Origin of the sequence: Glutamicibacter sp. (assembly GCF_050701915.1) — a bacterium.
In the GTDB taxonomy this organism is placed as follows: domain Bacteria; phylum Actinomycetota; class Actinomycetes; order Actinomycetales; family Micrococcaceae; genus Glutamicibacter.
Genome location: NZ_JBOGEG010000028.1, coordinates 20,288 through 44,284, shown reverse-complemented (window position 1 = coordinate 44,284; position 23,997 = coordinate 20,288). Strand labels below are relative to the sequence as shown.

Below are 23,997 nucleotides of genomic sequence, written 5' to 3'. Positions count from 1 at the left end.
GCCATTTGGTCTGTGATCATTCTGTTATCTAGTCGACCGTATCGAAGTCTGCGGGGGTAGCCAAAATCGCGGAGTTGCTTGCATCACTCATACCGGGCTGCGCGTGCAGCGATTTTCGCACCGCGCGGATGGCCGGGGACTGGGTGGAGGAATGCCTCATGGCGGTGAAGATGGTGCGCTCGGGAGAGCCGGGAAGATCCACCGTGCGCAGGCTGCCGCGCTGGTCGCGCAGCACCAGCTCAGGGAGCATCGCCACGGCGTTGCCTGAGGCGACTAACTGCACGTGAGCCTGCAAATCAGCGGTTTCATAGCGCAAGTCCGGCTCGAACCCTGCCAGCCGGCAAGCCTGCAGGGCCCAGTGCCGGCTGGCGGCGCCCGCTGGCTCCACCACCCAGGGCATGGAGTTGGCATGCTCCAGGGTGTGCACGCGGTCGAATTCGGCGTTTCCGGCCGCTCCTCGTGCCGGCAAGGCCAGGCGGATCGGATCGTGAGTCAGAACACGTCGATCGAGGTTGTCGTAATGCGGTGCAGAGTGCCCCGAATATTGCTCTGCGACCACCAAATCGAAACTTCGGCTGCTGGTTTCATTCAGCGCGTCGGCTGGTTCCTGCTGGCTCATTTCCACCCGCAGGTTGGGGTGCTTGGTGCGCAGTTCGCGCAGTACCGGTGGCATGAGGCGAAGCATCGCGGTCTGGAAAACCGCTAGTCGGACGGTTCCAGAGACGGTGGACATGGCCGCGGACAAATCCGCTTCGGCGCGCTCCATGGAGTCGAGCAGTTCTTCGGTGTGGGCCACCAGGATCTGCGCCTGGGGAGTGAGCTTGAGGGTGCGCCCGGTGCGCCGCAACAGCTCCACTCCGGTTTCGGTTTCCAGCTGGCTCAGTTGCTGCGATACGGAGGAGGGAGAATAGCTCAGCGCATCGGCCACCTCGGCAATGGTTCCGCGGATATGCAACTCGCGAAGCAAGCGCAATCTTCTCAGTTCAAGCACGGATTTCCTGCCATTCAGTTAATGGGGACTCACGGAGTCTAAACACTTTGGCAAAACCGAACGAAGATCTTCGGTTTTGTTCACTTTTGCTTAAGACAATATAGGTTCATACTCGATCTTGCACACAGCTTTTCTTGGCGGTTCACTGGCGACAGCGGAACACCGGATTAGCCATAACGAAATCAGCGTTCGGTGCCGAACCACAAGTACGAATTGCATCGAAGGGACCACCAGTGTCTTTCACCTCCACCCAGCACGTAGTGCCAGCCGCACTAGATGCCAACGGCAACCCGCTCACCTCGCCGGCCGAACTTGCTGACGACGTCATTAGGCTGGTGCGCCGCTGGCTCACCGAAGCTTCCGAATACCCTGTAGATGCTGCCGCGGCCCGCCTGGCCGGCGTGCTCAAGGACCCCAAGGGCCTGGACTTCACCGTAGGCTTCGTCGATGGCGTGATCCGCCCCGAAGACCTGAATGTCGCGGCAGCCAACCTCAAGCAGCTGGCTCCAATGGTTCCAGGCTTCCTGCCTTGGTACATGCGCAAGGCCGTCGCAGTTGGCGGCGCCATGGCCCCAGTTCTGCCGCAGGTAGTTGTTCCCATCGCCCGCAAGGTATTGCGCGAGATGGTCGGCCACCTGATCATTGACGCCTCGGATGCCAAGCTGGGCGGCGCGATCACCAAGATCAAGCGCGAGGGCGTGGATCTGAACGTCAACCTGCTCGGCGAGGCCATCCTCGGCGAAGGCGAAGCCGAACGCCGCCTGGGCGGCACCATCAAGCTGCTGGAACGCGATGACGTGGACTACGTATCGATCAAGGTTTCCTCCACCGTCGCACCGCACAACCACTGGGCCTTCGATGAAGCCGTGGAGCACATCGTGGAAAAGCTGCAGCCGCTGTATGAGCTGGCTGCCAACAGCCCGAAGAAGAAATTCATCAACCTGGACATGGAAGAGTACAAGGATTTGGAGCTGACCATCGCGGTCTTCACCAAGATCCTGTCCAAGCCGGAATTCAAGGACCTGCCTGCAGGCATCGTGCTGCAGGCCTACCTGCCAGATGCCCTGTCCGCAATGATCGAATTGCAGGAATTCTCCGCAGCCCGCGTCGCCGAGGGCGGCGCACCGATCAAGGTCCGCGTGGTCAAGGGCGCCAACCTGCCAATGGAAACCATGGAAGCGGACATCCACGGCTGGCCGCTGGCCACCTGGCACACCAAGCAGGACTCGGACACCAGCTACAAGTCCGTGCTGGAATACGCGCTGCGCCCGGAACATGTGAAGAACATCCGCATCGGCATCGCCGGGCACAACCTCTTCGACGTGGCCCTGGCCTGGCTGCTGGCCAAGTCGCGCAACGTCACCGACGGCATCGAATTCGAGATGCTGCTGGGCATGGCTACCGGCCAGGCCGAAGCGGTGCGCAAGGAAGTCGGCTCGCTGCTGCTCTACACCCCGGTGGTGCACCCGCAGGAATTCGACGTGGCCATCGCCTACCTGATCCGCCGCCTCGAAGAGGGAGCCAGCCAGGAAAACTTCATGTCCGCAGTCTTCGAGCTGTCCAAGAACGAGACCTTGTTCGAACGCGAGAAGAACCGTTTCCTCGCTTCCCTGGAAGCCATGACCAATGTGGTCCCTGCCCCGCACCGCGTACAGGACCGCCGGGTCGAGGATCCGGCGCTGAGCACGCGCGTGGCCGGTTTCGCCGACGGCTCCACCGAATTCTTCAACACCCCGGATACCGATCCGGATCTGGACCAGAACCGGGCCTGGGGACGGGAGATCCTGGCCAAGATGCAGGAATCTGCATTGGGCAAGGAACTGGTCAAGAACAACACCCTGAACAGTGCCGGCGAGCTCGACGAGTCCATCGCCATGGGCGTGGACGCCGCTGCCGGCTGGCAGCAGCTGGGCTCGGGCAAGCGCGCGCAGATCCTGCACCGTGCCGGCCTGCTCTTCGAGGAGCGCCGCGCCACCTTGCTCGAGGTCCTGGGCTCCGAATGCGGCAAGACCATTGACCAGGGCGACGTGGAAATCTCCGAGGCCATCGACTTCGCGCACTACTACGCGGAACAGGGCCGCGAACTGGATGCCGTGGATGGCGCGAAGTTCGTCCCGTCGAAGCTGACCGTGGTCACCCCGCCATGGAACTTCCCAATGGCGATCCCGGCCGGTTCCACCCTCTCGGCCCTGGCCGCCGGTTCCCCGGTCATCATCAAGCCTGCCAGCCAGGCCGCCCGCGTGGGTGCCGTCATGGTGCAGTGCCTGTGGGATGCCGGCGTGCCGAAGGACGTGCTGCAGCTGGTCTTCGTGGGCGACCGCTCCCTGGGCCAGCAGCTGGTCTCCGATGAGCGTGTGGACCGCCTGATCCTCACCGGCGGCTACGAGACCGCGGAACTGTTCCGCTCCTTCCGCAAGGACCTGCCGCTGCTGGCAGAGACCTCCGGCAAGAACGCCATCATCGTCACCCCGAATGCCGACCTGGACCTGGCCGCGCGCGACGTCGTGCAGTCGGCCTTCGGCCACGCCGGCCAGAAGTGCTCGGCTGCCTCGCTGGTGGTGCTGGTTGGCTCGGTGGCTGAATCACGGCGCTTCAACAACCAGCTGATCGATGCGGTGAAGTCGCTGAAGGTCGGCTACCCGTGGAACCCAGAATCCCAGATGGGTCCATTGATCGGCGAGCCGGGCGAAAAGCTCAAGCGGGGCCTGACCACCCTGGGCGCTGACGAGCGTTGGGCCATCGAGCCAAAGCAGCTCGATGACTCGGGCAAGCTGTACTCACCGGGCGTGCGCTACGACGTGGCCCGCGGCAGCGAATACCACAAGACCGAATACTTCGGCCCGATCCTCGGCGTGATGACCGCGCAAACCCTGGAAGAAGCGGCAGAAATCGTCAACGAGGTGGACTACGGCCTGACCTCGGGCCTGCATTCGCTGGATTCGGCGGAGATGGGCTACTGGCTGGAGAACATCCAGGCGGGCAACATCTACGCCAACCGCGGCATCACCGGTGCCATCGTGCAGCGCCAGCCCTTCGGCGGCTGGAAGAAGTCGGCCATCGGCGCAGGCACCAAGGCCGGCGGCCCGAACTACCTGGTCGGCATGGGCTCCTGGGTGGATGCCCCCGCCAAGCAGGGCGCAGCGCTCTCGGCATTCGACGAGCGCCTGCTGAACACCGCAGAACTGGATTCGGAGCAGGCCCAGTGGCTGGGCTCGGCACTGGCCAGCGACAAGCTGTGGTGGAACAACGAGTTCAACCAGGCCAAGGACCGCTCGGGTCTGATCGCCGAACGCAACATCTTCCGATACCGCGCCGTTGATGTGACCGTGCGCTTCGAAGAAGCCACCAGCGGCCACGGCCTGGCCGAGGCGCTGCGCGTAGTTGCCGCCGGTGTTACCGCAGGTTCCCGGGTGATCTTCTCCGCTGACGTGCAGCTGCCCTTGGGCGTGCGCAACCTGTTGGCCGAGAACTCGGTCACCGTGGTGCGCGAAGACGTTGCGGCTTTCGCCGCCCGTGCGGCGAAGCTGGCTGCGAAGACCGGCCCCGAGTCCGCTGCCCGCATCCGCCTGATCGGCGGCTCGATGAAGGCAGTCGCAGAGGCAACCAACGGCAAGCCTGATGTGGCCATCTACGGATCGCCAGTCACCGCAGCCGGCCGTGTGGAGATGCTTCCGTTCCTGCATGAGCAGGCGGTATCCATCACCGCGCACCGCTTCGGCACCCCGAATCACCTCAGTGATTCGCTGATCTAGCCAGCAAGCGCAAAAAGCAGTGGCCAGCATCCATTCATGTGGATGCTGGCCACTGCTTTTTGCCTGAAAACTCCTACTTCTTGCGATCCTTGAGCTTAGCGACCAGGAAATCTGCGGTGGCGGAGAGGACCGCCGGAAGAATGTAGCGCGCCAAGGTCACCAGGGTGAAGGCGAATACTGATCCGCTGGCCGAACCAGCCACCGACAGGGCCGCGAATCCCAAGCCCACCGCGGAGAGCAGGCCGACGATCCAGCCAGCGAGCTTCCGGGGACGCAAGACGAACCAGCCGACCAGCGAAAGCACCGGAAGGGCCAGTCCCCATACGGTGAAGTAGCCGGTGTACATCCCGCTCAGATCCAGCGCGGAGACCAAGAACCAATCGCCATACTCCACGGTGTCCAGCACCGGCAGCTTCAGCAGGATATCCAGGACCAGCGAAAGCAGGACCAGCAGCATCGCAAAGACTTTGGTGTCCTTGCGCGCTTCGAGCAACCAGAAGCTGCCGATCGCCACGAGCCTGATCACCCATAAGGCGATCAGGGAGAGCAGGCTGCCGCCGGTGACATAGTCGGCGGTGGACAGCAGCGTGGATCCGGTGATGCCAACGATCAGCACCAGCCAAACAATGATCAGGCGGGCCGGCAGATGCAACAAGGGTTTTTCTTCGCTCACTTAGCCAAGTCTAATGACGCTGGCTGTGCATCTTCTTGGTTTCGCCCTAATGGAGTACCGATTAGTAGGCCATTGCAGTGGCTAGGATGACTTGCATGGCGCGTTCATTCACTCTGATCCAGTTGCGGTATTTCATTGAGGTTGCTCGATTCGAAAACATGCGTGCCGCAGCAGCGTCCTTGAATGTCTCGCAATCGACATTATCTGCCGCCATCAACCACTTGGAACACGACTTGGGCGTGCAGCTGTTCCTGCGTTTGCCAAACCGTGCTTTGAATCTGTCCGAGGACGGGAAACGGCTCGTGGCAGGTGCCCGGAACCTTTTGGAAAATGCGGAGATCTTGCACTCGTCGTTGAGCGGGGCAAGCCATGAACTTAGCGGAAGGTTGCGCGTAGGTATTTTCGCGCCGTTGGCACCCTTCGTTGCTCCGCGGTTGCTCGCAGCATTCAAATCGAAATTTCCCGGTATTGAACTGCAGTTCATTGAAGGCGAGCAACAACAAGTTCTCGATGCCTTGCGCAAGGGCGAGTGCGAATTAGCGCTCATGTATGACCTCGGCGTCGGGGCAGAGTTTTCGATGGACCAGGTCGACCGGCTAGGTGCGCACGTCATCGTGGCTCATGAGCATCCGCTGGCGCAAGGCAACGGCACAGTATCGCTTGAAGAGCTCGTTGACGAGCCCCTGGTTCTGCTTGATCAAGAGCATTCAAGAGAGTACTTTCTCAAGCTCTTTTCGTCGTTAGGGCTGCAACCAAATGTGGCGTATTGGGTTTCCGGATACGAGACTGTCCGCTCCTATGTGGCCATGGGGTTGGGATATTCGGTTCTCAATCGGCGGTTGTCGCATGACCTGACATATACCGGCAGAGCTGTAGTGCCACTGCAAATCAGGGATCCGGTTATTCCTATTTCAATTGTCGTCGCCTATCCGAAGGAAATGCAGATGACGCGAAAAGCACGGGCGTTTGCCGACCTTGCGGGCGAGATCCTGAATGACGGGTAATAGCTGATCGCTTTTAACGATCAAGCTAATAAAACTTTTGCGTTGGACGATATGGCGTGGATCACAGATCGTTGAGTACTAAGAGGCCGGACTTCTCGTCCGCTCCTTCCCCAGCCGCTTCCTGAGAAATCGGTGGAGCTTAGCCCGAAAGAAGGCAGACTCGTGACCCTGAATAGCATTGATGCCGGCTCTGTGCCGTCCACGACGCAATCCGACATGAAACAGAAGCGCCGTGTGCTGGCCGGTGGCAGCATCGGACAGTTCATCGAATTCTATGACTTCACGCTCTACGGTTTGTCGGCAGTCACGCTCTCAGCACTCTTCTTCCCATCAGACAGCCCGCTGGCAGGCCTGCTCGCTACGTTCGCGACCTTCGGAGTCGCCTTCTTCGTGCGACCACTTGGCGGAATGTTCTTCGGCGTGCTGGGAGACAAGCTCGGCCGCCGCAAGGTCCTGTTCATCACCTTGATGACCATCGGCCTGGCAACATTCGCTATCGGACTGTTGCCGACCTTCGCGCAAATTGGCGCCCTGGCTCCAGCACTTCTAGTGCTGTGCCGACTGATCCAGGGATTCTCGGCTGGCGGCGAATCTGTCGGTGCACCAGCCTTCGTCTTTGAACATGCGCCAATTGATAAACGAGGCTTCTGGCTGAACATCACGCTGGCAGCAACCGCATTGCCATCGGTAATCGGCGGCACCCTGATCCTGGTGCTGTCCACAACGATGGACCCCGCAAACTTCGCGTCGTATGGCTGGCGCATACCATTCCTGCTCGCACTCCCGCTAGCACTTTTCGGCCTTTGGATTCGCTCCAAAACCGAAGAGTCGGAAGCCTTCCAGCAGGTGCTCAAGAAGAACGAGCACAAGGAATACAGTCCTCTGCGACAGACATTCGCACAGAACAAGCTTCGGATGCTCCAGGTCATCTTCGTCATGGCGCTGACAGCCATGGGGTTCTACTTCCTCTCCGGATACTTCGTGTCCTATGTCCAGGTAACCGGAAACCTGAGCCTGGAAATGTCGCTAGTGGCCAACGCCGTAGCCATGGCCAGCTACGCGGTCCTGCTGCCTATTGGCGGACGGTTCAGTGACCGCTACGGACGTAAGCCGATGCTTATCGCAGGTTCCGCGGCACTGATGATACTCAGCATTCCATGCTTCATGCTGGTCACCAGCGGATCACTCGCCCTGGCAATCATCGGGCAGTTGCTCTTTGTGGTCCCCATGTGCATATACGGCGGCGGTTGCTACACCTTCTTCGTGGAAATCTTCACCACTAGAACTCGATACACTTCCTCAGCCATCAGCTACAACGTTGCCTACGCGATCTTTGGCGGCACTGCTCCATTTGTCGGAACGTGGTTGGTCTCGGGCACCGGTATCGCGATGATTCCAGGCGTGTACATGGCCGCAGCCGCACTTATCGTGCTGTGCCTGCTGGTCTTCACCCCGGTGCCAGAAACCCACCCGTTATATGCCAAGTCCTCGCCAGCTACCGGCCAGTAAAAGCATCGAACTTTAGCTTCACAGAAAGGAATTCACCATGCACAACGAATTTCTCGTTGACTTCCACCACGTTGCCGAATTCGGAGCAACGGAGAAAAACGGTGTCGATCGGCAGGCAGCGACTCCCGAGGACAAACTCAGTCGAGATTGGTTCGCGCGATTCACTCGGGAGCACGGTTGGGAACTTCGTGTCGACACTATTGGCAACATGTTCGCATTGATCGAACTTACGCCAGGCGCCCCGTACATATTGCTGGGATCGCACTTGGATTCGCAACCACTGGGTGGACGCTTCGATGGTGCCTATGGAGTCCTCGCAGGCCTGCACGCTGCCAAGGCCATCGAGTCAAGGTTGAAAGCGGAATCCCAGCAGGCGGTCTTCAACATTGGGGTAGTCAATTGGTTCAATGAAGAAGGCGGCCGGTTCGCCCCGTCCATCATGGGCTCTTCAGTGTTCGTGGGGTCCATGGACGAACAACAGATGCTGCAAACCCGGGATCTGGCGGGAGTCAGCGTCGCAGAAGCCCTGGAATCTATTGGATACCTCGGCCACGACCAGCGTCCAGAAGTTGCAGGCTATGCGGAGATCCACATCGAACAGGGACGCATCCTGGAACGGGAATCGATCAGCATCGGAGCCGTCGACTTTTCTTGGCACACGCAGAAGCTGGACGTCGAGGTACTCGGGGAACAATCCCATACCGGTGCAACGGCCATGGCCGATCGCCATGACGCACTTGTTGCTGCGAGCAAGGTGATCTTGAAAGTCCACGACGTCGTAGAACACTTTGCTGAGGGCAGCATCGTGTCGTCGGTCGGGCAAATGACGCTGGAACCGAATTCCCCGATTGTCGTAGCCCGTCGAGTGCACTTGGTTGCTGATCTTCGCGCCGAGTTGAAAGCCGACGTCCTGCGGGCGCGACAGATTCTGATTGGGCAAATTGCGGAGATTGCCCGCGAACACGACATCAGGATCAACGTCAATGATTTCGATGTTCGAGAGATTCAGTACTATCCGGAGTCTGGGCTTGAATTAGCCGAGAAAACGACCGCTAATCTGGGCAAGAGCGTTCGTCGTATCCGCACGATGGCTGGGCATGACTCGGTTGCAATGAACCGAATCGTGCCGACGGTCATGCTCTTCATTCCCTCAATCGACGGCGTTAGCCATTGCGAACGAGAATTCTCTACAGACGACGACATGATCCATGGATTGGAAGTCCTCACTGAGATCGGCTGGGAAATGATCTTCGGTGCTTTGGAGGAAAACGCGGCACTTGCTGGCAATGAGAGCAACTCGATTCATGGGATTCCCGCATGAAGGCTGATCTGGCTTACCTCAGTGCCACGGAACAATTACCAGCTTTCCGCAGCGGAGAAATCTCTCCGGCGGAGGTGCTTGAAGCACAGCTCGAATTGATCAATGCCGACCGGGACCGCGGGGTCGAGAAAATCAACGCGTTGACCGAGACCATGGAAGCCGAAGCTCGTGCGGAAGCAGCCAGAACTACGGAAGCGTACGCCAAAGCCCGTCGCGCAAATGAAGTGCAACAGCTGCCGGCATTGTTAGGCATCAGTGTCGTCGCAAAGGAGAAACACGGGCTAGCCGGGCACAGCCTTTCGATGGGGCTGCTTTCGCAGAAACAGTTCGTTGCTGACGTCGACCATCCGATCATCGAACGGCTCCGAACTGCCGGAGCCATTATCCACGGGCGGGCGACAAGTCCCGAGTTCAGCTGCGCCACTGTAACGCACTCTCCGATCTGGGGAGTCACGCGCAACCCTTGGAACCCCCAAATGTCACCGGGCGGATCATCCGGGGGATCGGGTGCAGCGCTGGCGGCCGGATTTACCACGTTGGCTACCGCCTCGGACATTGCAGGATCAACCCGAATCCCGGCCGCCTTTACCGGCACCGTTGGGTATAAGGCACCGTATGGAAGGATCCCCGGGGCTGGGGAACTGGCCGCTGATCGCTACCGAGGCGATGGGCCAATGGGAAGAACCGTCGCGGATGTTCTGCTCATGTCATCAATCATCAGCGGTACGCACCCGGCCGATTCGAACTCTTGGGGACCGACAAATCCCAGCCCCCAACTTGAAGAAGCGTCTCTCGCCGGATTGAAGATCGGGGTGTCCCTGGAACTGGGCAATTACCCGGTAAGCCAATCGGTGGCCGCAGCGTTCGCCTCGACGATCGAGCGGTTGCGGGATCTGGGCGCGAACATTGTAGAAGTCGACCTGCCCTGGACGACGGATCAGGTCAGGGAAACAAGCTTTGCCCACTTCGGCCAAATACTTGCCCCAGCGATGACCCAGATCATCGGCGACTCGAAAGATCCGAGAGCCGCTTATACCGATCAATTCATTGCCGACGCATTGGCCCAGGCAGAATCAACGCCATTGGTCGATTCGCTTCGCTTGGACGCACGGTTCAATCAGCAATTGAACACGGCAATGTCAGGCGTGGATGTCTTGCTTTGCCCGACGAACGCAGTCGACTGGCTGCGGGCCGACGGAGACTACCTGGATGGGATCAGCGCGGCAGGACGGAAGCTCAAGCACTATTGGGAGGGTCATATGACCAGTCCTTTCAACATCGCCAATCATCGACCGGTGATGAATCTTCCGTGCGGTGTGGGAGAAGCCAACGTTCCGATTGGAATACAGATTGTCGGCCAGCCATGGGATGAAAAGACCGTATTCCAAACTGCACTCGCTATGGAACGAGTCATCCAATTTTCCAGCAGCAATCCATACCCAGCACTGGAAGGAACACTGACCAGTTAACCCCAGGGAAAAGGTGGGGACCGGTTCACAGAACCGGTCCCCACCTTTTTCTTGCTAGCTCAGAGCTCAAGCTTCAGGGCCTTGCGCAAGGTCAGCGCGCCACCGGTGTGCATCACTGCCCGGCGGTAGATCCTCTCCGCGAACAGCAGCACGAGCCAGCAGGCTGCCAGGAGAATTACCAAGGAAAGAATCGGTTCCCAGACCGCTACCTCGCCCGAGAGCAAGCGGATAGGCATCGCCGCCGAGGAGACGATGGGGATGTAGGAAGCGATCACCAGGAAGCTGCCCTTGGCATACAACCCGATGAACAGGACCGCCATCAAGAGCCCTACCACCGGTCCGCTGGATTGCTGCAGGTCCTCGGTGCGGGTAGCCAAGGAGCCCAAGGCCGCCCAGATCCCGGCAAGAAGCAGGAAACCTCCGAAGAAGAACACCACGAACCACCCGGCCACCTGGGTGACAATTCCGAGGAAGGGGATCTGAATCGGGGAGAGGTAGGCAGCCAGCAAGCCAATGCTGAGGAAGGCCAGCAGCTGGATCATCGCGAGAATGACGTTTCCGACGATTTTTCCCGCCAGCAGCTGGCGCAGGCGAATGGTGCTGGCCAGGATCTCGACCACACGGTTTTGCTTCTCTTCAATTACCGAGTTGGCTATGGGCATGCCGAAGAGGAACGCGGCCATGTAGAAGAGGAAGGAGAAGACCAAGGCCATGACACTGACCATTGCGGATCGTTCGGAATCGCCATGAAGCTGGTCGAGGACGAGGTTCTCGTTATCGGGCAGGCTCGCTGATTCCAGACCGGCCTCGGCTAGCAGCTGATCGGCCATCACCGATTTCATTGCCTCGCGGACCAGGGAGCTGAGTTCTTGGTCGACCTCGTTGAAACCGGTCAGCGTGAATTCCTGCGCATCATCGGAACTGGACAAGGTCGCGTTCAGCTGCTCAGCGGATAATTGCTGCTCGGCCTGTTCCGCGGTGAGCCTTGAAATGCTCAATTCCACGTCTTCGGGACGATCCTGGATGACCTGCTCCAGCACCTGGAAACTAGTATCATCGGTGGCCGCCACGGCGAAATTGGAAGTGCGATTTGCGAGGAAACCGGTAACGGCGACTGAGCCAATGATGAATAGCACGGTAACGATGGTGCTGACGATGAAAGCCTTGTCGCGCAGCTTGGTTTCGACTTCGCGCAGGGCAACAATGAGCCATGGAGCTGTGGAGGTGTTCACTTGATGATCTCCCGGTAGATATCGGCCAGCGAAGGGCGGTGGACCGCGAACTCTGCGACGGGCCCGCGGCTCATGGCGGTGGCGAGCACGCGTTGGGCATCTGATTCGGAATCGAAATTCACCAACGCCTCATGACCTGAAATATCGATGACGGTGACGCCCGGTTCATTGCGCAGCCACCCCGTGTCGGAGCCCAGGGACAACCGGTGCCGGGAAGCCTGCGTCGCACGGAGCCCTGCAGCCGAAGAATTTGCGAGGATCTTGCCGTGCTGGATGATCACCAGATGGTCCACCAGCACATCGAGCAGATCCAGCTGATGCGAAGAGAAAAGCACCGGAACACCACGCGCCGCATAGTCACGCAGGATGGAGCTCATGGCGTCTACCGCGATCGGGTCAAGGCCGCTGAAAGGCTCGTCGAGGATGAGCACGTCGGGTTCGTGCAGCAGCGCTGCGGTGACTTGCACGCGTTGCTGGTTGCCCAGGGACAAGGATTCGAGCTTGGACTTGGCGCGGTCAGCCAAGCCGAAACGGGCCAGCAGTTCCATGGCTCGTTTGCGTGCCCCGGGGCGGGATATGCCATGGAGCTGTCCAAGGTAGACCAGCTGGTCAATGACCGGTTGCTTGGGATACAGGCCGCGTTCCTCGGGCATGTAGCCGAAATTGGGGCGCGTGGGTCCATCGAGCGTGAGGCCGTTGAGCGTAACAGAACCGGAATCGGCGCCGAGCAATCCCATGATGATGCGCATGGTGGTGGTCTTGCCGGCACCGTTGGCACCAACGAATCCGGTTAGCGCGCCGCCAGGTACGGTGAAGCTGACGTCATCGAGCACCAAATTCTGTGCAAATGACCGTGACACATCGTGTAGCTCAAGCATGTTTTCCTCTGCCAAGTAATGTTTCTACTCATCAGCTTAGGAAAGGAAGCCGCATCTGCGCTCCGTCTGAGGAATGAAACTATTGGATGAGTCCGGCACGGTGGGCGAATAAGACACCCTGCACCCGGTCGCGCAGGTGCAGCTTCGCCAACAGGTTCGACAGGTGGGTTTTCACCGTGGCCTCCGACAGGCAGAGCACCGCGGCGATTTCCTGGTTGTTCTTGCCCTGGGCCAGTTCGCAGAGTACCTGGCGTTCGCGTTCGGTGAGTGTTCCAAGCTGCTGGGCCTCGGTAGTTGCGGCTGCCGAATCCGTGGCAGGGACCGCCCCGGTGCCACGCTGGATGAGCTTGAGCGTGACTTCGGGGGAGAGCAACCCGTGGCCGGCGGCTACCTGGTGCACGGCGGTGACCAGCATTTCAGGCTCTGCATTCTTCAGCAGGAAACCGCTGGCACCGGCGTCCATGGCATCAAAGAGGTAGTCGTCGCGGTTGAAAGTGGTCAGCACGATGACCTTGGTCTGCGTGGTGCTGGCGATGAGCTTCGTGGCCTCGATGCCGTCCATCTGCGGCATCTGGATGTCCATCAGCGCCACCGTGGGGTTCAGCTCGCGAACCATTTCCAGGCCCGCGTGGCCGTTGTCCGCTGTGCCGATGACTTGGATCTGCGGATCGGTTTGCAAGATCAATTTCAACGACGAGAGGATCAGCGACTGGTCATCGCAGATCACCACGGTAATTTTGCTCATGTTGATAGTCTAGTTGCCGCGTCGGAAACCACGCGCAACCGGGCTCGGGTACGCCAACCATGCGGAATGCGCGGACCGATTTCCACCAGCCCGTGATGCAGCTTGGCGCGTTCGCGAATGCCACGCAGGCCGTAGCCGCCACCGGCGGAATCTGGCCGGGGACGGCCGCTGTCGGTGACCTCGACTTCTATCCATGCGCCATCCGCATCGGTTCCCGAACGCAGCGACAAGGTGGCGGTGCGGGCCGTGGAATGCGCACGGACATTGGCCAAAGCCTCGCCGCTGATGCGGTAGAGCGCGAGCGACAGGCCGGCTGGCAGGGCAGAAATGAAGCCGGGCTGGTGTTCATCGCGAGAGAGCTGGATGCTCAGTCCCTGCCGCTCATTCGCGCTGATCAGCTCATCCAGCTGCGCCATGGATGGTTCGGGGTTGCGTGCCCGCTCAGTGGAGTTCGGCACATCGCCCGGACCGTCATGCTCACGCAATACGCCTAGCAGTGCCCGCGTTTCACTGACTGCGCTGCGTGCCGAGGATTCAATGCCGCGCATCAGTTCAATTGACTGCTCGGGATCTCGCTCGTGCACCATGCGGGCGGCCGAGGCCTGGATTCCCACCGAGGCAATGTGGTGGGCAATGACATCGTGCAACTCGCGGGCGATGCGCAGCCGTTCCTCATTGACCGCACGGTCTGCCAGCTGCTGGGACTGATCGGCAATGCGCTGAGCCTGGGTTTCCACTATTTGACTGGCGTAGGCGTTGGTCCAGCTGACCATGCCCAAGAAGATCGCGCCGCCGAAGTACAACAGGTTCATCAGCAGGTTGTAGAAGATGAAAGCCGTGGGCGTCGGGAGGACGCCTGCTGGTTCCTGGACCATTGCTGTGCCGGTGGCCTTGAGCAAATCAGAGGTGAAGAAGGTGATTATCACCCAGGTGGCCATGAACAACAGCACCACGCTCATAGCGGTCCACATGCCCCTGCGGTTCTTCGACCAGGTGACCGCCGTGTAGATGCCAATGAAATAGGCAAGCTGTGCGCAGAGCTCCATGCCGACTTGGTAGGTATTTTCGCTTCCGGCACCCACGAATGCAGCCGAACCGATGAGCATCATTGAAATGGGCCAGCGCCGGCGGAACATCAGCGGCACGATCAGGGATGCCAGCACGAGATACGCGAGGAGACGATCAGGCGCGTTCTCTTGCTCGGTCAGGGACAGCGAGAGTTCGTGCATGGTCAGCGCCAGGAGAAGGAAGCCCGATGCGACGACAGCATCGCGGCGCAAGCTCTTCTTATCCGGAGACGGACGTTCCCAATCCACCGGTGGCAGCGTTGGGAGCCGCCGGTGCACTAGTTCGGGGAGTCGACGCATGGTGCTCCTTGATCATTTCGTTGGCCAGGCATTGAAATCGACTTTACCGTTTTGCGGTTTTCCGGGCATGAGCCGGAAGGATTACGCCTGGCGTTGACCCGGGAGGAAATGCGCTAGGCAGAAGGGTTACTAAGCAGTAATGTGATGGTATGCACATGATATTCCGAATCCTCATGGTTTACCTGAACAGCAAGAAGGCGTCCAAGCTGTCCATGTTCGACACCAGCTCAGTGGGCATGCGTGCCACGCTGACCGATATCGACTTTGCCGGCCACATCAACAACGGCATGTACTTCTCGATTTTCGATCTCGGGCGCTTTGACTTGATGTTCCGCTCAGGTGTCTGGGACATCATGTCCAAGAATAAATGGGTCCCGGTCGTGCAGACCGAGACCATCACCTTCCGCAAATCGGTACGCCTGGGAACCAAGTTCTCCCAGGAGACCCGGTTGATCGGCATGGACGACAAGTGCATCTTCTTCGAGCAGCGCATCGTCGTGAAGGGCGAGATCTACGCTCGCGCCTATGTGGCCACCCGGATGACCTCCAAAAAGGGTGCGGTTTCCAATGAGGAAATCTTGGCCGCAGTCGGCTTGGAGCTGCCAACAGATATGGTGCTGCCCGAGTGGTTGCACCAGTGGCGTGAAGACGGCGCGCTGCCCAGCACCCGCAAGCCTGCCCCGCACAATTGGATCCGCTGAATCAACCAGCACGCGGAACCCCTGGGAACAGCGCTGCCATGGCCCGGGCTGGGGCAATGCACCGCGGCAGCGGTACCGGCGGGACATGAATCCTGAACGAAAACCCCGCTATCCAGGCACTCTCAACTGGCGCGAACGCCCTGCCGGGGGATTCGATGTGCGGGGTTTGGCGAAGCCTGCGGAGCATGCAGCGGCTGCTTCGGCTAAGCCTTGGCCGCATCAATGAACATGGCGATCAGCTCGGGATCCTTGACACCGCGGGAGGACTCCACCCCGGAGGAGACATCGGCGCCGAAGGCGCTGGACGCAGCCAGGGCATCAGCCACATTCTGCGCGGAAAGCCCGCCGGCCACCAGCCAGCGCCGCCCAGCGGCCAGATCCTTCACTGCCGCATAATCCCAGCTTTCGCCGCTGCCGGGTACCGAGGCGTCAATGAGCAGCAGATCTTCGCCCCAATCGGCAAACTGCTCTTCCGGGTCGTTGCGCCGCACCGCGCGGATGACCTTGAACCCGGCCTCATGAGCGGCGCTTACATCCGTTGCCGTGCGCTGTCCGTGCAGCTGCACCCAACTCACGCCGGCTTGCGCGGCATGCTCCAGCACCGCTTGGATCTCCTCGCTGCGGAAAACCGCCACGGTGGCAATGCCTGCAGGAACTGCCTTCACCAATTCGGCGGCCCGGTGCACGGAAATTTCACGGGCACTTGGCGTCAGCACGAACCCGATGGCGTCAGCGCCATGGGCGACAGCGGTTTCCACATCCTGGGCCGTGGACAAGCCGCAAACTTTTACGAAGGGCTTCGCTGCACTCACTGGGCGTTCTCCTTGGACATATGGATTGGGGTGTAACCGCCAGGCGCGTTGGCGCGGATGGCCAACAAGTCGCGTGCGTGATTCCACAGCCGCTTGTCTTCATCAGTGACGGGGACCCATGGCTTCACCGGAACAGCGGTGCCCGTTTCATCGCGGGTCACCATTACGGTCAGGCAGTAGGTCGTCAGCTGCATGTCAGTGGTTTTCGGATCGCCCGAGCGCACATGCACGGCAATGTGCATCCCCTTGTTCCCGGTGTAGACCAGGCGAGCCTCGACCTCTACCAGGTGGCCGATCAGCAACGGACGGTAGAAGCGCACCCCGCCGGAGAATACCGCGACGGTTTCTTGCTGGCAGTAGCGGGCAGCGCATAGCTCAGCGGCATCATCTATCCACTTCATCACGATGCCGCCGTGGACCTTGCCGCCCCAGTTCACATCGGTGGGCGCCGCCAAAAAGCGCAGGGTAATGCGCTCGGCGGTACCCTCATCGGTGTATACCTGTTCATTCATGGACGCGACTATCTGCTCGCGGATCTCAATGCGCGCCAACGCACTTTCACGCATGGCGATTTCCTTGGCCGTACCCGGGGTGAACGCCGGGACCGGAGTGGGCTTGCCATTCTCGCCGACGGCTACGAAAATCACCAGGCAGCTGCTGGACTTCACCGGCCGCAATTCGCGCGGATCGCTGAAGGATACCTCGGTATGAATGTGCATGGAGCTGGTACCGGTGTACACCACCGAAGCGGTGACTTCCACCAGATCCCCGGAGTGGATCGGGTCTTCGAAGTGGATATTGCCTACATAGGCGGTGACGCAATAGCTGGAGGACCATCCCACCGCTGCAGCGTAGGCGGCCTTGTCGACCCACTCCAGCACGGTGCCCGCAGGAACAATCCCGGTGACATCGACGTCGGTCGGTGCGGCGAGGAATCGCAAGGTGACAGAATGCGGACGTTGTTTCAGCTCCGGAGTGCTCATGCACTCCAGTTTCGCGCACATCGGACATCACGGGCAATGTATGACGCTCCACGGCCCAGCCTTGCCTGCAAGCGCCCGTAGCTGGGAGCTGCCGGTTGGCTCTGGCCTAGGATAGGAGGGTGCGTAGGGTCTTTGGAATTTTTTCGGCTGCAACAGCCATCGTGGTGGCACTGAGCCTCATTGCCGCGGCCGGAACCGCCGGCTTGGTGATCGTCGTGGGCCAAGGCCTTGATGAACTCATGGCCCATCGCCCGCTGGGCACCCAATGGTATTTCAGCGCCATCGGCGAACTGCTGATCATGGCCGTAGCCACCTTCCTGGTCCCGGTCGTGATCTCGCGCAACGGCCATGACCTCACCGACTACCACCGCATGAAGCTGCTCAAGCACTATCTGTCCATCGGCCCGCTGGCGGTGCGCGCCGCCGGCGAGGGGGAGCTGGTCCATGCGGCCATGGACTCGGTGGAACGGTCAGTGAAATACCGTTCCAGCTTCATCGGCCCGGCAATCTCCGCGGTAGCCACCCCGGTATTGATCTTGTGCTTCATCGCCTTTGCCATTGACCCGCTCAGCGCGCTGATGATGCTGATTCCCACCGCGCTGGTCCCGGTCATCGTCCTGGGCTTCCAGCGGCGCTTCGGCGCCTCGAACGGCGAGTACCGCCGAGCCCAGGGCATTCTCTCGGCGACCTTCCTGGACGCACTGCGCTCGCTGGGCATGCTCAAGCTCAACGGCGGCAGCCGGTGGATGGGCTCCCGCATCCAGCAGGCCACCGAACGCGTGCGCCAGCAAGTGATGAAACTGCTGGCCCGCAACCAGCTGATCCTGCTGGTCATCGATTCCAGCTTCGCCGTGCTGCTGCTCGCCAGTGCCGCCCTGCTGGCCTGGTGGCGCGCGGGCTCCGGCGCCATCACCCCGGGCTCTGCCCTGTCCCTGGTGATCCTGAGCTTCTTGATGCTCGCCCCGGTCAATTACGTCGGCAGCTTCTTCTACATCGGGATGACCGGCAAGGCGGCCGAGAAGAAACTGGCCGCAGTCGCCGAAATCCCGATGCACCGCTCCATGGCCAACCCGCTGCACGTGGACCTGCGCCACCGCGACCTGATCCTGGAAGAAGTCAGCGCCGGCTATGACAGCGAGCAGCACGCGCTGGCCGGCATTTCGTGGCATTTCCCGGCAGGTTCGCGTACTGCCGTCATCGGCCCCTCGGGCAGCGGCAAGACGACCTTGCTGCGCGTGCTCCAGGGCCAGCTCGAAGCTTCGGCAGGCACCATCCGCGATGCCCGCCAAGCCATGGGCCCGGCAACCTTGAAGGCCAATACCGCCGTGGTGGAACAGCACGCAACGCTCTTTGGCATGAGCCTGCGCGAGAACCTCCTGCTCGGTGCACCCGAGGCCACCGACGGCGAACTGCTCGTGGCGCTGCGCCAGGTCGGCATGGGATCGTGGTTCGATGGGCAACCCGGGGGATTGGCACAACCCCTGGGCGAGGGCGGGGCACGCCTTTCTGGCGGACAGGCCCAACGGCTGTCGCTAGCCCGCGCCCTGCTCGCCCAGCGTCCGGTACTGCTGCTCGATGAGCCCACCAGCGCCTTGGACGTCCAGACCGAAGCGGAAGTGCTTCGGACCCTGCGAGCCCTGGACCGCAGCACCACGGTCATCACCGTCACCCACCGGCTGGGGTTGCTGGCCGACTACGACTACGTGCTGGTCATGGACCACGGACAGCTCGTCCAGGCCGGAAGCCGCGAAGAACTGCTGGCCGCCGACGGCTATCTCAAGGAGGCCATGGATGGATTCCGCCAACGCGCCGATGCGCTGCATGCCAGTGGCCGGAGCCAGCTAGGGGAGGGGAACTAATGCACACGCAGAAAATCTCCACCCTCAAAACCGTGGCCTGGCTGATTGGCAGCACCAGGGATCTGCTCCCGCCGCTGCTGCTTGCCTGCGTGCTGGCCTGCGCCACTCGACTGGCCTCCCTGGGGATCTACGCCGTTGCCGGGCTCGGCCTGGCCAAGGCCCTGCACCTGGGTGCTGCGCAGCTGCCACTGGGCCTTGGCTGGGGACCGCTGATCACTGCGGTCATCCTGCTAGGACTTATCAAGGGCGCAGTGCGCTACCTCGAGCAGTACGTAGGCCATCGGGTCGCCTTCCTTTCCCTGGCGCGGTTGCGCAACAGCATGTACGAGGCATTCGAACGCCAAGCGCCCTTTGCCGCGGGCAGCAAGAACTCCGGCGGCATGCTCGCCAAGGCCACCAGCGACATCGACAAGGTCGAAGTGTTCTTCGCCCACACCCTGCCCCCGGCCGTGGCGGCCGTGGTGGTCAGCGGCCTGGCAACCTGGGGCACCTGGGCGGTCTTCGGGATGGAACCGGCCCTGGTGCTGCTCGCCGGTTATGCGCTGATCGGCCTGGCCATTCCGGCCATTGGCGTCGGCGCCCTGCGCCGCACCGCGCGGGCCACCGCCGCGGCTCGCGGCACCCAGAATCAGCTGCTGACCGACACGCTTGCCGGCATCGAGGTGATTCACGGATTCAATGCCGGCAAACCCGTCATGGCGCGGATGCGCGAAAGCCTGCAGGAAACCCGGCACGCCGCGCGATCGGCCGGAGCCCTGAGCGCGGTACGGGCCACTCTGACCCAGTTGGTGGTCTGGGGCAGCCTGCTCGCGCTCTTTGCCCTGCTGGGAACCGCAGGGCAATTCGGCCCGTTGATCGTACTGTGCTGTTCGCTGGTCCCATCCTATGAAGCGGTGCGCGCGGTAGACGGCTTCATCGTGGGCCTGCAGGATTCGCTGGCCAGCGCTCGCCGGCTGTATGCCACCGCGATAGCCAGCCATCCGGTTCGTGAAACCGACAACCCGGTTCCGCTTCCTGCTGTTGGCACCCTGCGCGTAGCGGACCTGGCGGTCGCCTTCGAACGCCATCGGGTAGTACACGGCGTGGACTTCGAGCTGGCACCGGGATCCTTGCTCGCCCTGGTGGGCGAAAGCGGCTCCGGCAAGTCGTCGGTTGCCGCCGCCCTGGTGCGCTCGGTGGAAGCTGCTGGCACCGCTAGCTTTGGCGATGTGCCGCTGGAGGCCGCAAGCTTGGCGCAACTGCGCAACCGGATAATCCTGGTTTCCCAGGAAGCGGTGATGATCCGCGGCACGCTGCGCGAGAACCTCTTGCTGGGTGCGGAGGGGATCAGCGACGCCGAGATGGAAGAAGTCCTCGAAGAACTGGGAATGGGTCCGTGGCTGCGCAAGCAGAAGGCCGGATTGCAGACCCGGTTGGGGGATCGCTTTGCCAGGCTTTCCGGCGGCCAACGCCAGCGCGTGGCCCTGGCCCGGGCGCTGCTGCGCAAGCCTGCGGTATTGATCCTTGATGAATCCACCAGCGCCCTGGATGCAAGCAGCGAGCAGCTGGTCCTGGATGCGGTGGAACGCCGACGCGGTGAAGGGCTGGCGGTGTTGATGATCAGCCACCGGCTATCGATCCTGAACCGGGCACAGAACGTACTGGTGCTCCATGAAGGAGCGGTGCTGGAACGCGGTGCGGCGCCCGCGCTATTGGCCGATGGGCAATCCTTGTTCGCCCGCATGGCCGTGCGTGAAGCAGACCGGATTTTGCCGAGCTGATCCACGCCATGCTCTGCGGATGGAACTGACAAGGTGGCAGGGAGGTACTAGGCTCGCATCATGATGCGAATAGTGGTTCTCCTGTTCCTGGCCGTCCTATTCACAGGCTTCGTGGTGACCGCAATCCTTGCCGGCACCTCCGGAGAATGGGTGTGGTGGATCCTCGTCGTGCTCACCGGTTTGCTGGTGCTGCTGGGCATTAGGGACCTGGTGCAAAAGAAGCACGCGATTCTCCGCAATTTCCCGATCGTCGGGCACGCCCGCTACCTCTTCGAGTTCATCCGCCCCGAGATCCAGCAGTATTTCATTGAGCGCAATACCGATGGCCGTCCCTTCAACCGCGACACCCGCTCGCTGATCTACGCACGGGCCAAGGGCGCAGATAGCCACAAGGCCTTCGGCACGGAGCTGAATGTCAATGAAGTCGGCCACGAATACCTGCTGCATTCGGCGGCCCCGGTTGCCCCGGTGGCATCGCAGCACCGCGTGCGCGTGGGATCCAGCCAGTGCCTCCAGCCCTACGAGATTTCGCTGATGAACATCTCCTCGATGAGCTTCGGTTCGCTCTCTTCCAACGCCGTGCTGGCCATGAACAAGGGCGCCGCGATGGGCGAATTCGTCCACGAAACCGGTGAGGGCGGACTGACCAAGTACCACCTGGAATACGGTGCCGACCTGTTCTGGGAAATCGGTTCAGGCTACTTCGGCTGCCGTACCGAGCAGGGCCGCTTCAACCCTGAAACCTTCGCTGCCAAGGCGAACCATGAAAACGTCAAGGGCATCACCATCAAGTTGTCCCAGGGCGCAAAGCCCGGGCTCGGCGGCGTGCTGCCTGCAGCCAAGGTCACCGAGGAAATCTCCGAGGCCCGCAACGTCCCGATGGGCGTGGACTGCATTTCCCCGGCCAGCCACGCGGAATTCTCCACCCCACGCGAATTGATGCATTTCGTAGCGAAGCTTCGCGAACTCTCCGGCGGCAAGCCAGTGGGCATTAAGTTCTGCGTTGGTTCCCGCACCGACATCATGGCCCTGTGCAAGGGCATGCTGGAAACCGGCATCCTGGTGGACTTCATGACCATTGATGGCGCTGAAGGCGGCACCGGCGCCGCCCCGCTGGAATATGAAGACCATGTTGGCGCCCCGCTGACCGAGGGACTGATGCTGGTGCACAACACCTTGGTGGGTGCAGGACTGCGCGATGAAATTCGCCTCGCCGCGGCAGGCAAGGTCGCCAACGGCTCAGACATCATCAAGCGGCTGATCCAGGGCGCGGATTTCACCTTCTCGGCACGTTCCATGATGATGGCCACCGGCTGCATCCAGGCCCAGCAGTGCCACACCAACCACTGCCCCGTGGGTGTTGCCACGCAGAACAAGCGCCTGATGCGTGCACTGGATGTGGAGGACAAGGGCCACCGCGTCTACAACTACCACCGCTTGACCGTCACCGAATGCGCGCAGATCATGGCATCGATGGGACTGACCAGCCCGGAACAGCTGAACACCCGGATGCTGCGCCGTCGGGTGAATCTGCAGTCCACTCGCTCCTACGCCTCGCTGTTCCAGTGGCTGCGTCCCGGCGAACTGCTCGAGGATATTCCTGGTTCCTGGAAGGAAGACTGGGATGAAGCAGACGCGGACCACTTCGGCGAGCATGCACCGCTGGACTACGCGGCGCCCAAGAGCGTGGATATCACACCGTCGGTGGTTCACGAACCCGCAGATGCAGTGAACGCACCGCGCATTGAGCCCAGGGATTCGGCCAAGGTGCGCCCGGTGCATGCAGATGTCACCCGGCCAGAAGGCAAACCGGGAGTTGACAGCTAGCTGTCCGAATCAGCAGCCAGAGACCGCAATGCTGCGTGGTCCACTTCGTCCAGCGAAGCCGGAATCCATGCAGGGTTGCGGTCCTTGTCAATTACCTGGGCACGGATGCCTTCGGCAAGATCCGGACGGTGCATCAGGTATCGAGCCAGGCGCAGTTCGCGGTCCAATGCCGAACGCAGGTCCTGCTCCTCGCGTGCAGCCCGCACGTTGTAGAACGCGCTGGCCACGCTGGTCGGGGAATTCGCTGCCAGCATCTGCGCGGCACGCTGCGCCGAAGGATGAACCATCTGCTCCAAGCGTTCCAATACTTCCTGCGGGGTGCCGGCGCCGAAAGCATGATCGATCCAGCCTCGGTCCATCTCCAGGGCGAAGGACTCGGGGGCACCGTGCATGACCTCGATAGCGGCCGCGATCTCGCCGGCGTGCAGCCCTGCGAACTCATCGAGCTCATCGAGGATGTTCTCGGCGAAGTCCTCGGTGACAACGACATCGGCAAAACCGAGAAGTACGGCATCTGCCCCGGTGAAGGAATGCGCGCTCATGGCATAGAACTCGCCGAAGTGGCCCGGTGCGCTGGCCAGCAGGTGGCTGCCTCCCACGTCAGGGGTGTAGCCGATCTTCGCTTCGGGCATTCCCATGGTGGCGTTCGGGGTCACCAGGCGCACCGGTGCGTGCGAGGCCAAGCCGATGCCTCCACCCATGGTGATGCCATGAGCCAAGCTGATCAAGGGCTTGGGATAGGTGGAGATCAGGTAATCAAGTTCGAATTCGGTCGCGAGCAGATCAACGAAATCCTGATGGCGGCCGGTGGTGACAGCTGCGTGGAAATCGGCAATATCTCCGCCGGCACAGAAGGCGCGCTCCCCGCGGCCGGTGAGCAGTACAAGGGAAATCGATGGGTCCACGGCCCACGCACGCAGCACCCGGCTCAGCTCGGCGAGCATTTCCAAGGTCAACGCATTGAGCTTGCTGGCACGGTTCAGCTCGATATGGCCGATGTGGCCATGCACGGCCGAGATGACCAGGCTATCGCTGGAAGAAGCAGGGCTTGGGTTCTCCACCGGGAAATTCCCCTTTCTTGGGACGAATGCAGGCATCGCTGGCGCCGCGGCGC

Annotated in this window: 18 protein-coding genes; 9 read left to right on the top strand and 9 right to left on the bottom strand. The window is 61.1% G+C overall.

The window, feature by feature from the left end; translation table 11 throughout:
- Window positions 1-28 precede the first annotated feature (28 nt).
- A complete protein-coding gene (locus tag ACRDT3_RS14650) occupies window positions 29-991 on the bottom strand; it encodes a LysR family transcriptional regulator (RefSeq protein ID WP_431493672.1) in 963 nt (320 codons plus the stop codon).
- Window positions 992-1,224: 233 nt separating this feature from the next.
- Between ACRDT3_RS14650 and ACRDT3_RS14645 the strand changes: the two genes are divergently transcribed.
- Window positions 1,225-4,743, top strand: coding sequence for a bifunctional proline dehydrogenase/L-glutamate gamma-semialdehyde dehydrogenase (locus ACRDT3_RS14645; protein ID WP_431493671.1), 3,519 nt, complete (start codon window positions 1,225-1,227; stop codon window positions 4,741-4,743).
- Between the two features lie 73 nt (window positions 4,744-4,816).
- Here ACRDT3_RS14645 and ACRDT3_RS14640 read toward each other — a convergent pair whose 3' ends face one another.
- Window positions 4,817-5,416, bottom strand: coding sequence for a hypothetical protein (locus ACRDT3_RS14640; RefSeq protein WP_431493670.1), 600 nt, complete (start codon window positions 5,414-5,416; stop codon window positions 4,817-4,819).
- A gap of 95 nt (window positions 5,417-5,511) precedes the next feature.
- Here ACRDT3_RS14640 and ACRDT3_RS14635 point away from each other — a divergent pair, with 95 nt between their 5' ends.
- The 4 genes from ACRDT3_RS14635 to ACRDT3_RS14620 all read left to right on the top strand — a co-directional run bounded on the left by ACRDT3_RS14635 (window position 5,512) and on the right by ACRDT3_RS14620 (window position 10,719).
- Entirely contained in the window at window positions 5,512-6,420 is a 909-nt protein-coding gene (locus tag ACRDT3_RS14635) for a LysR substrate-binding domain-containing protein (RefSeq protein WP_431493669.1), read from the top strand.
- 162 nt (window positions 6,421-6,582) lie between these two features.
- Window positions 6,583-7,929: an MFS transporter gene (locus ACRDT3_RS14630; RefSeq protein WP_431493668.1), complete on the top strand. Its 1,347-nt coding sequence runs from the start codon at window positions 6,583-6,585 to the stop codon at window positions 7,927-7,929.
- 37 nt (window positions 7,930-7,966) lie between these two features.
- A complete protein-coding gene (locus ACRDT3_RS14625; protein WP_431493667.1) occupies window positions 7,967-9,250 on the top strand; it encodes a M20 family metallo-hydrolase in 1,284 nt (427 codons plus the stop codon).
- 95 nt (window positions 9,251-9,345) lie between these two features.
- Window positions 9,346-10,719: an amidase gene (locus tag ACRDT3_RS14620; RefSeq protein WP_431493666.1), complete on the top strand. Its 1,374-nt coding sequence runs from the start codon at window positions 9,346-9,348 to the stop codon at window positions 10,717-10,719.
- A 59-nt stretch (window positions 10,720-10,778) separates the two neighbouring features.
- On the opposite strand, the gene ACRDT3_RS14615 is transcribed toward ACRDT3_RS14620, so the two are convergent.
- The 4 genes from ACRDT3_RS14615 to ACRDT3_RS14600 form a co-directional block, all read right to left on the bottom strand.
- The gene (locus tag ACRDT3_RS14615) at window positions 10,779-11,951 is read right to left on the bottom strand and encodes an ABC transporter permease (RefSeq protein WP_431493665.1); all 1,173 of its coding nucleotides are present in this window, start codon (window positions 11,949-11,951) and stop codon (window positions 10,779-10,781) included.
- The gene (locus tag ACRDT3_RS14610; protein WP_431493664.1) at window positions 11,948-12,829 is read right to left on the bottom strand and encodes an ABC transporter ATP-binding protein; all 882 of its coding nucleotides are present in this window, start codon (window positions 12,827-12,829) and stop codon (window positions 11,948-11,950) included. The genes ACRDT3_RS14615 and ACRDT3_RS14610 overlap by 4 nt, the downstream gene beginning before the upstream one ends.
- 79 nt (window positions 12,830-12,908) lie before the next feature.
- Complete coding sequence (locus tag ACRDT3_RS14605; RefSeq protein ID WP_431493663.1) at window positions 12,909-13,574, bottom strand: response regulator; 666 nt, start codon at window positions 13,572-13,574, stop codon at window positions 12,909-12,911.
- Window positions 13,571-14,941: a sensor histidine kinase gene (locus tag ACRDT3_RS14600; protein ID WP_431493662.1), complete on the bottom strand. Its 1,371-nt coding sequence runs from the start codon at window positions 14,939-14,941 to the stop codon at window positions 13,571-13,573. The genes ACRDT3_RS14605 and ACRDT3_RS14600 overlap by 4 nt, the downstream gene beginning before the upstream one ends.
- 149 nt (window positions 14,942-15,090) lie before the next feature.
- Here ACRDT3_RS14600 and ACRDT3_RS14595 point away from each other — a divergent pair, with 149 nt between their 5' ends.
- Window positions 15,091-15,642 carry an acyl-CoA thioesterase gene (locus tag ACRDT3_RS14595; protein ID WP_431493661.1) on the top strand — a complete coding sequence of 184 codons (552 nt, stop codon included), beginning with the start codon at window positions 15,091-15,093 and terminating at the stop codon, window positions 15,640-15,642.
- A 203-nt stretch (window positions 15,643-15,845) separates the two neighbouring features.
- On the opposite strand, the gene ACRDT3_RS14590 is transcribed toward ACRDT3_RS14595, so the two are convergent.
- Together ACRDT3_RS14590 and ACRDT3_RS14585 are read right to left on the bottom strand one after the other, a co-directional pair.
- Window positions 15,846-16,454, bottom strand: coding sequence for a phosphoribosylanthranilate isomerase (locus ACRDT3_RS14590; RefSeq protein WP_431493660.1), 609 nt, complete (start codon window positions 16,452-16,454; stop codon window positions 15,846-15,848).
- Window positions 16,451-17,437 (bottom strand): acyl-CoA thioesterase, encoded by a 987-nt coding sequence (locus ACRDT3_RS14585; RefSeq protein WP_431493659.1) that lies wholly within the window; start codon window positions 17,435-17,437, stop codon window positions 16,451-16,453. Before ACRDT3_RS14585 ends, ACRDT3_RS14590 begins: the two co-directional genes overlap by 4 nt.
- A 119-nt stretch (window positions 17,438-17,556) precedes the next feature.
- Between ACRDT3_RS14585 and ACRDT3_RS14580 the strand changes: the two genes are divergently transcribed.
- From ACRDT3_RS14580 to ACRDT3_RS14570, 3 genes are read left to right on the top strand one after another with little or no spacing between them, the layout of a single operon-like run.
- Entirely contained in the window at window positions 17,557-19,296 is a 1,740-nt protein-coding gene (locus ACRDT3_RS14580; protein ID WP_431493658.1) for an ABC transporter ATP-binding protein/permease, read from the top strand.
- A complete protein-coding gene (locus tag ACRDT3_RS14575) occupies window positions 19,296-21,056 on the top strand; it encodes an amino acid ABC transporter ATP-binding/permease protein (protein WP_431493657.1) in 1,761 nt (586 codons plus the stop codon). Before ACRDT3_RS14580 ends, ACRDT3_RS14575 begins: the two co-directional genes overlap by 1 nt.
- Before the next feature lie 60 nt (window positions 21,057-21,116).
- Window positions 21,117-22,883, top strand: coding sequence for an FMN-binding glutamate synthase family protein (locus ACRDT3_RS14570; RefSeq protein ID WP_431493656.1), 1,767 nt, complete (start codon window positions 21,117-21,119; stop codon window positions 22,881-22,883).
- On the opposite strand, the gene ACRDT3_RS14565 is transcribed toward ACRDT3_RS14570, so the two are convergent.
- Window positions 22,880-23,944 carry an enoyl-CoA hydratase/isomerase family protein gene (locus ACRDT3_RS14565; RefSeq protein ID WP_431493655.1) on the bottom strand — a complete coding sequence of 355 codons (1,065 nt, stop codon included), beginning with the start codon at window positions 23,942-23,944 and terminating at the stop codon, window positions 22,880-22,882. The two genes, ACRDT3_RS14570 and ACRDT3_RS14565, sit on opposite strands and share 4 nt — an antisense overlap.
- Between the last annotated feature and the right edge of the window lie 53 nt (window positions 23,945-23,997).

What these genes read in the sequence shown, in the direction of transcription:
- ACRDT3_RS14635 (WP_431493669.1), top strand. Translation starts at nt 5,512, where the DNA reads ATGGCGCGTTCATTCACTCTGATCCAGTTGCGGTATTTCATTGAGGTT.
- ACRDT3_RS14625 (WP_431493667.1), top strand. Translation starts at nt 7,967, where the DNA reads ATGCACAACGAATTTCTCGTTGACTTCCACCACGTTGCCGAATTCGGA.
- ACRDT3_RS14610 (WP_431493664.1), bottom strand. Translation starts at nt 12,829, where the DNA reads ATGCTTGAGCTACACGATGTGTCACGGTCATTTGCACAGAATTTGGTG.
- ACRDT3_RS14605 (WP_431493663.1), bottom strand. Translation starts at nt 13,574, where the DNA reads ATGAGCAAAATTACCGTGGTGATCTGCGATGACCAGTCGCTGATCCTC.
- ACRDT3_RS14600 (WP_431493662.1), bottom strand. Translation starts at nt 14,941, where the DNA reads ATGCGTCGACTCCCCGAACTAGTGCACCGGCGGCTCCCAACGCTGCCA.
- ACRDT3_RS14595 (WP_431493661.1), top strand. Translation starts at nt 15,091, where the DNA reads ATGCACATGATATTCCGAATCCTCATGGTTTACCTGAACAGCAAGAAG.
- ACRDT3_RS14585 (WP_431493659.1), bottom strand. Translation starts at nt 17,437, where the DNA reads ATGAGCACTCCGGAGCTGAAACAACGTCCGCATTCTGTCACCTTGCGA.
- ACRDT3_RS14575 (WP_431493657.1), top strand. Translation starts at nt 19,296, where the DNA reads ATGCACACGCAGAAAATCTCCACCCTCAAAACCGTGGCCTGGCTGATT.
- ACRDT3_RS14570 (WP_431493656.1), top strand. Translation starts at nt 21,117, where the DNA reads ATGATGCGAATAGTGGTTCTCCTGTTCCTGGCCGTCCTATTCACAGGC.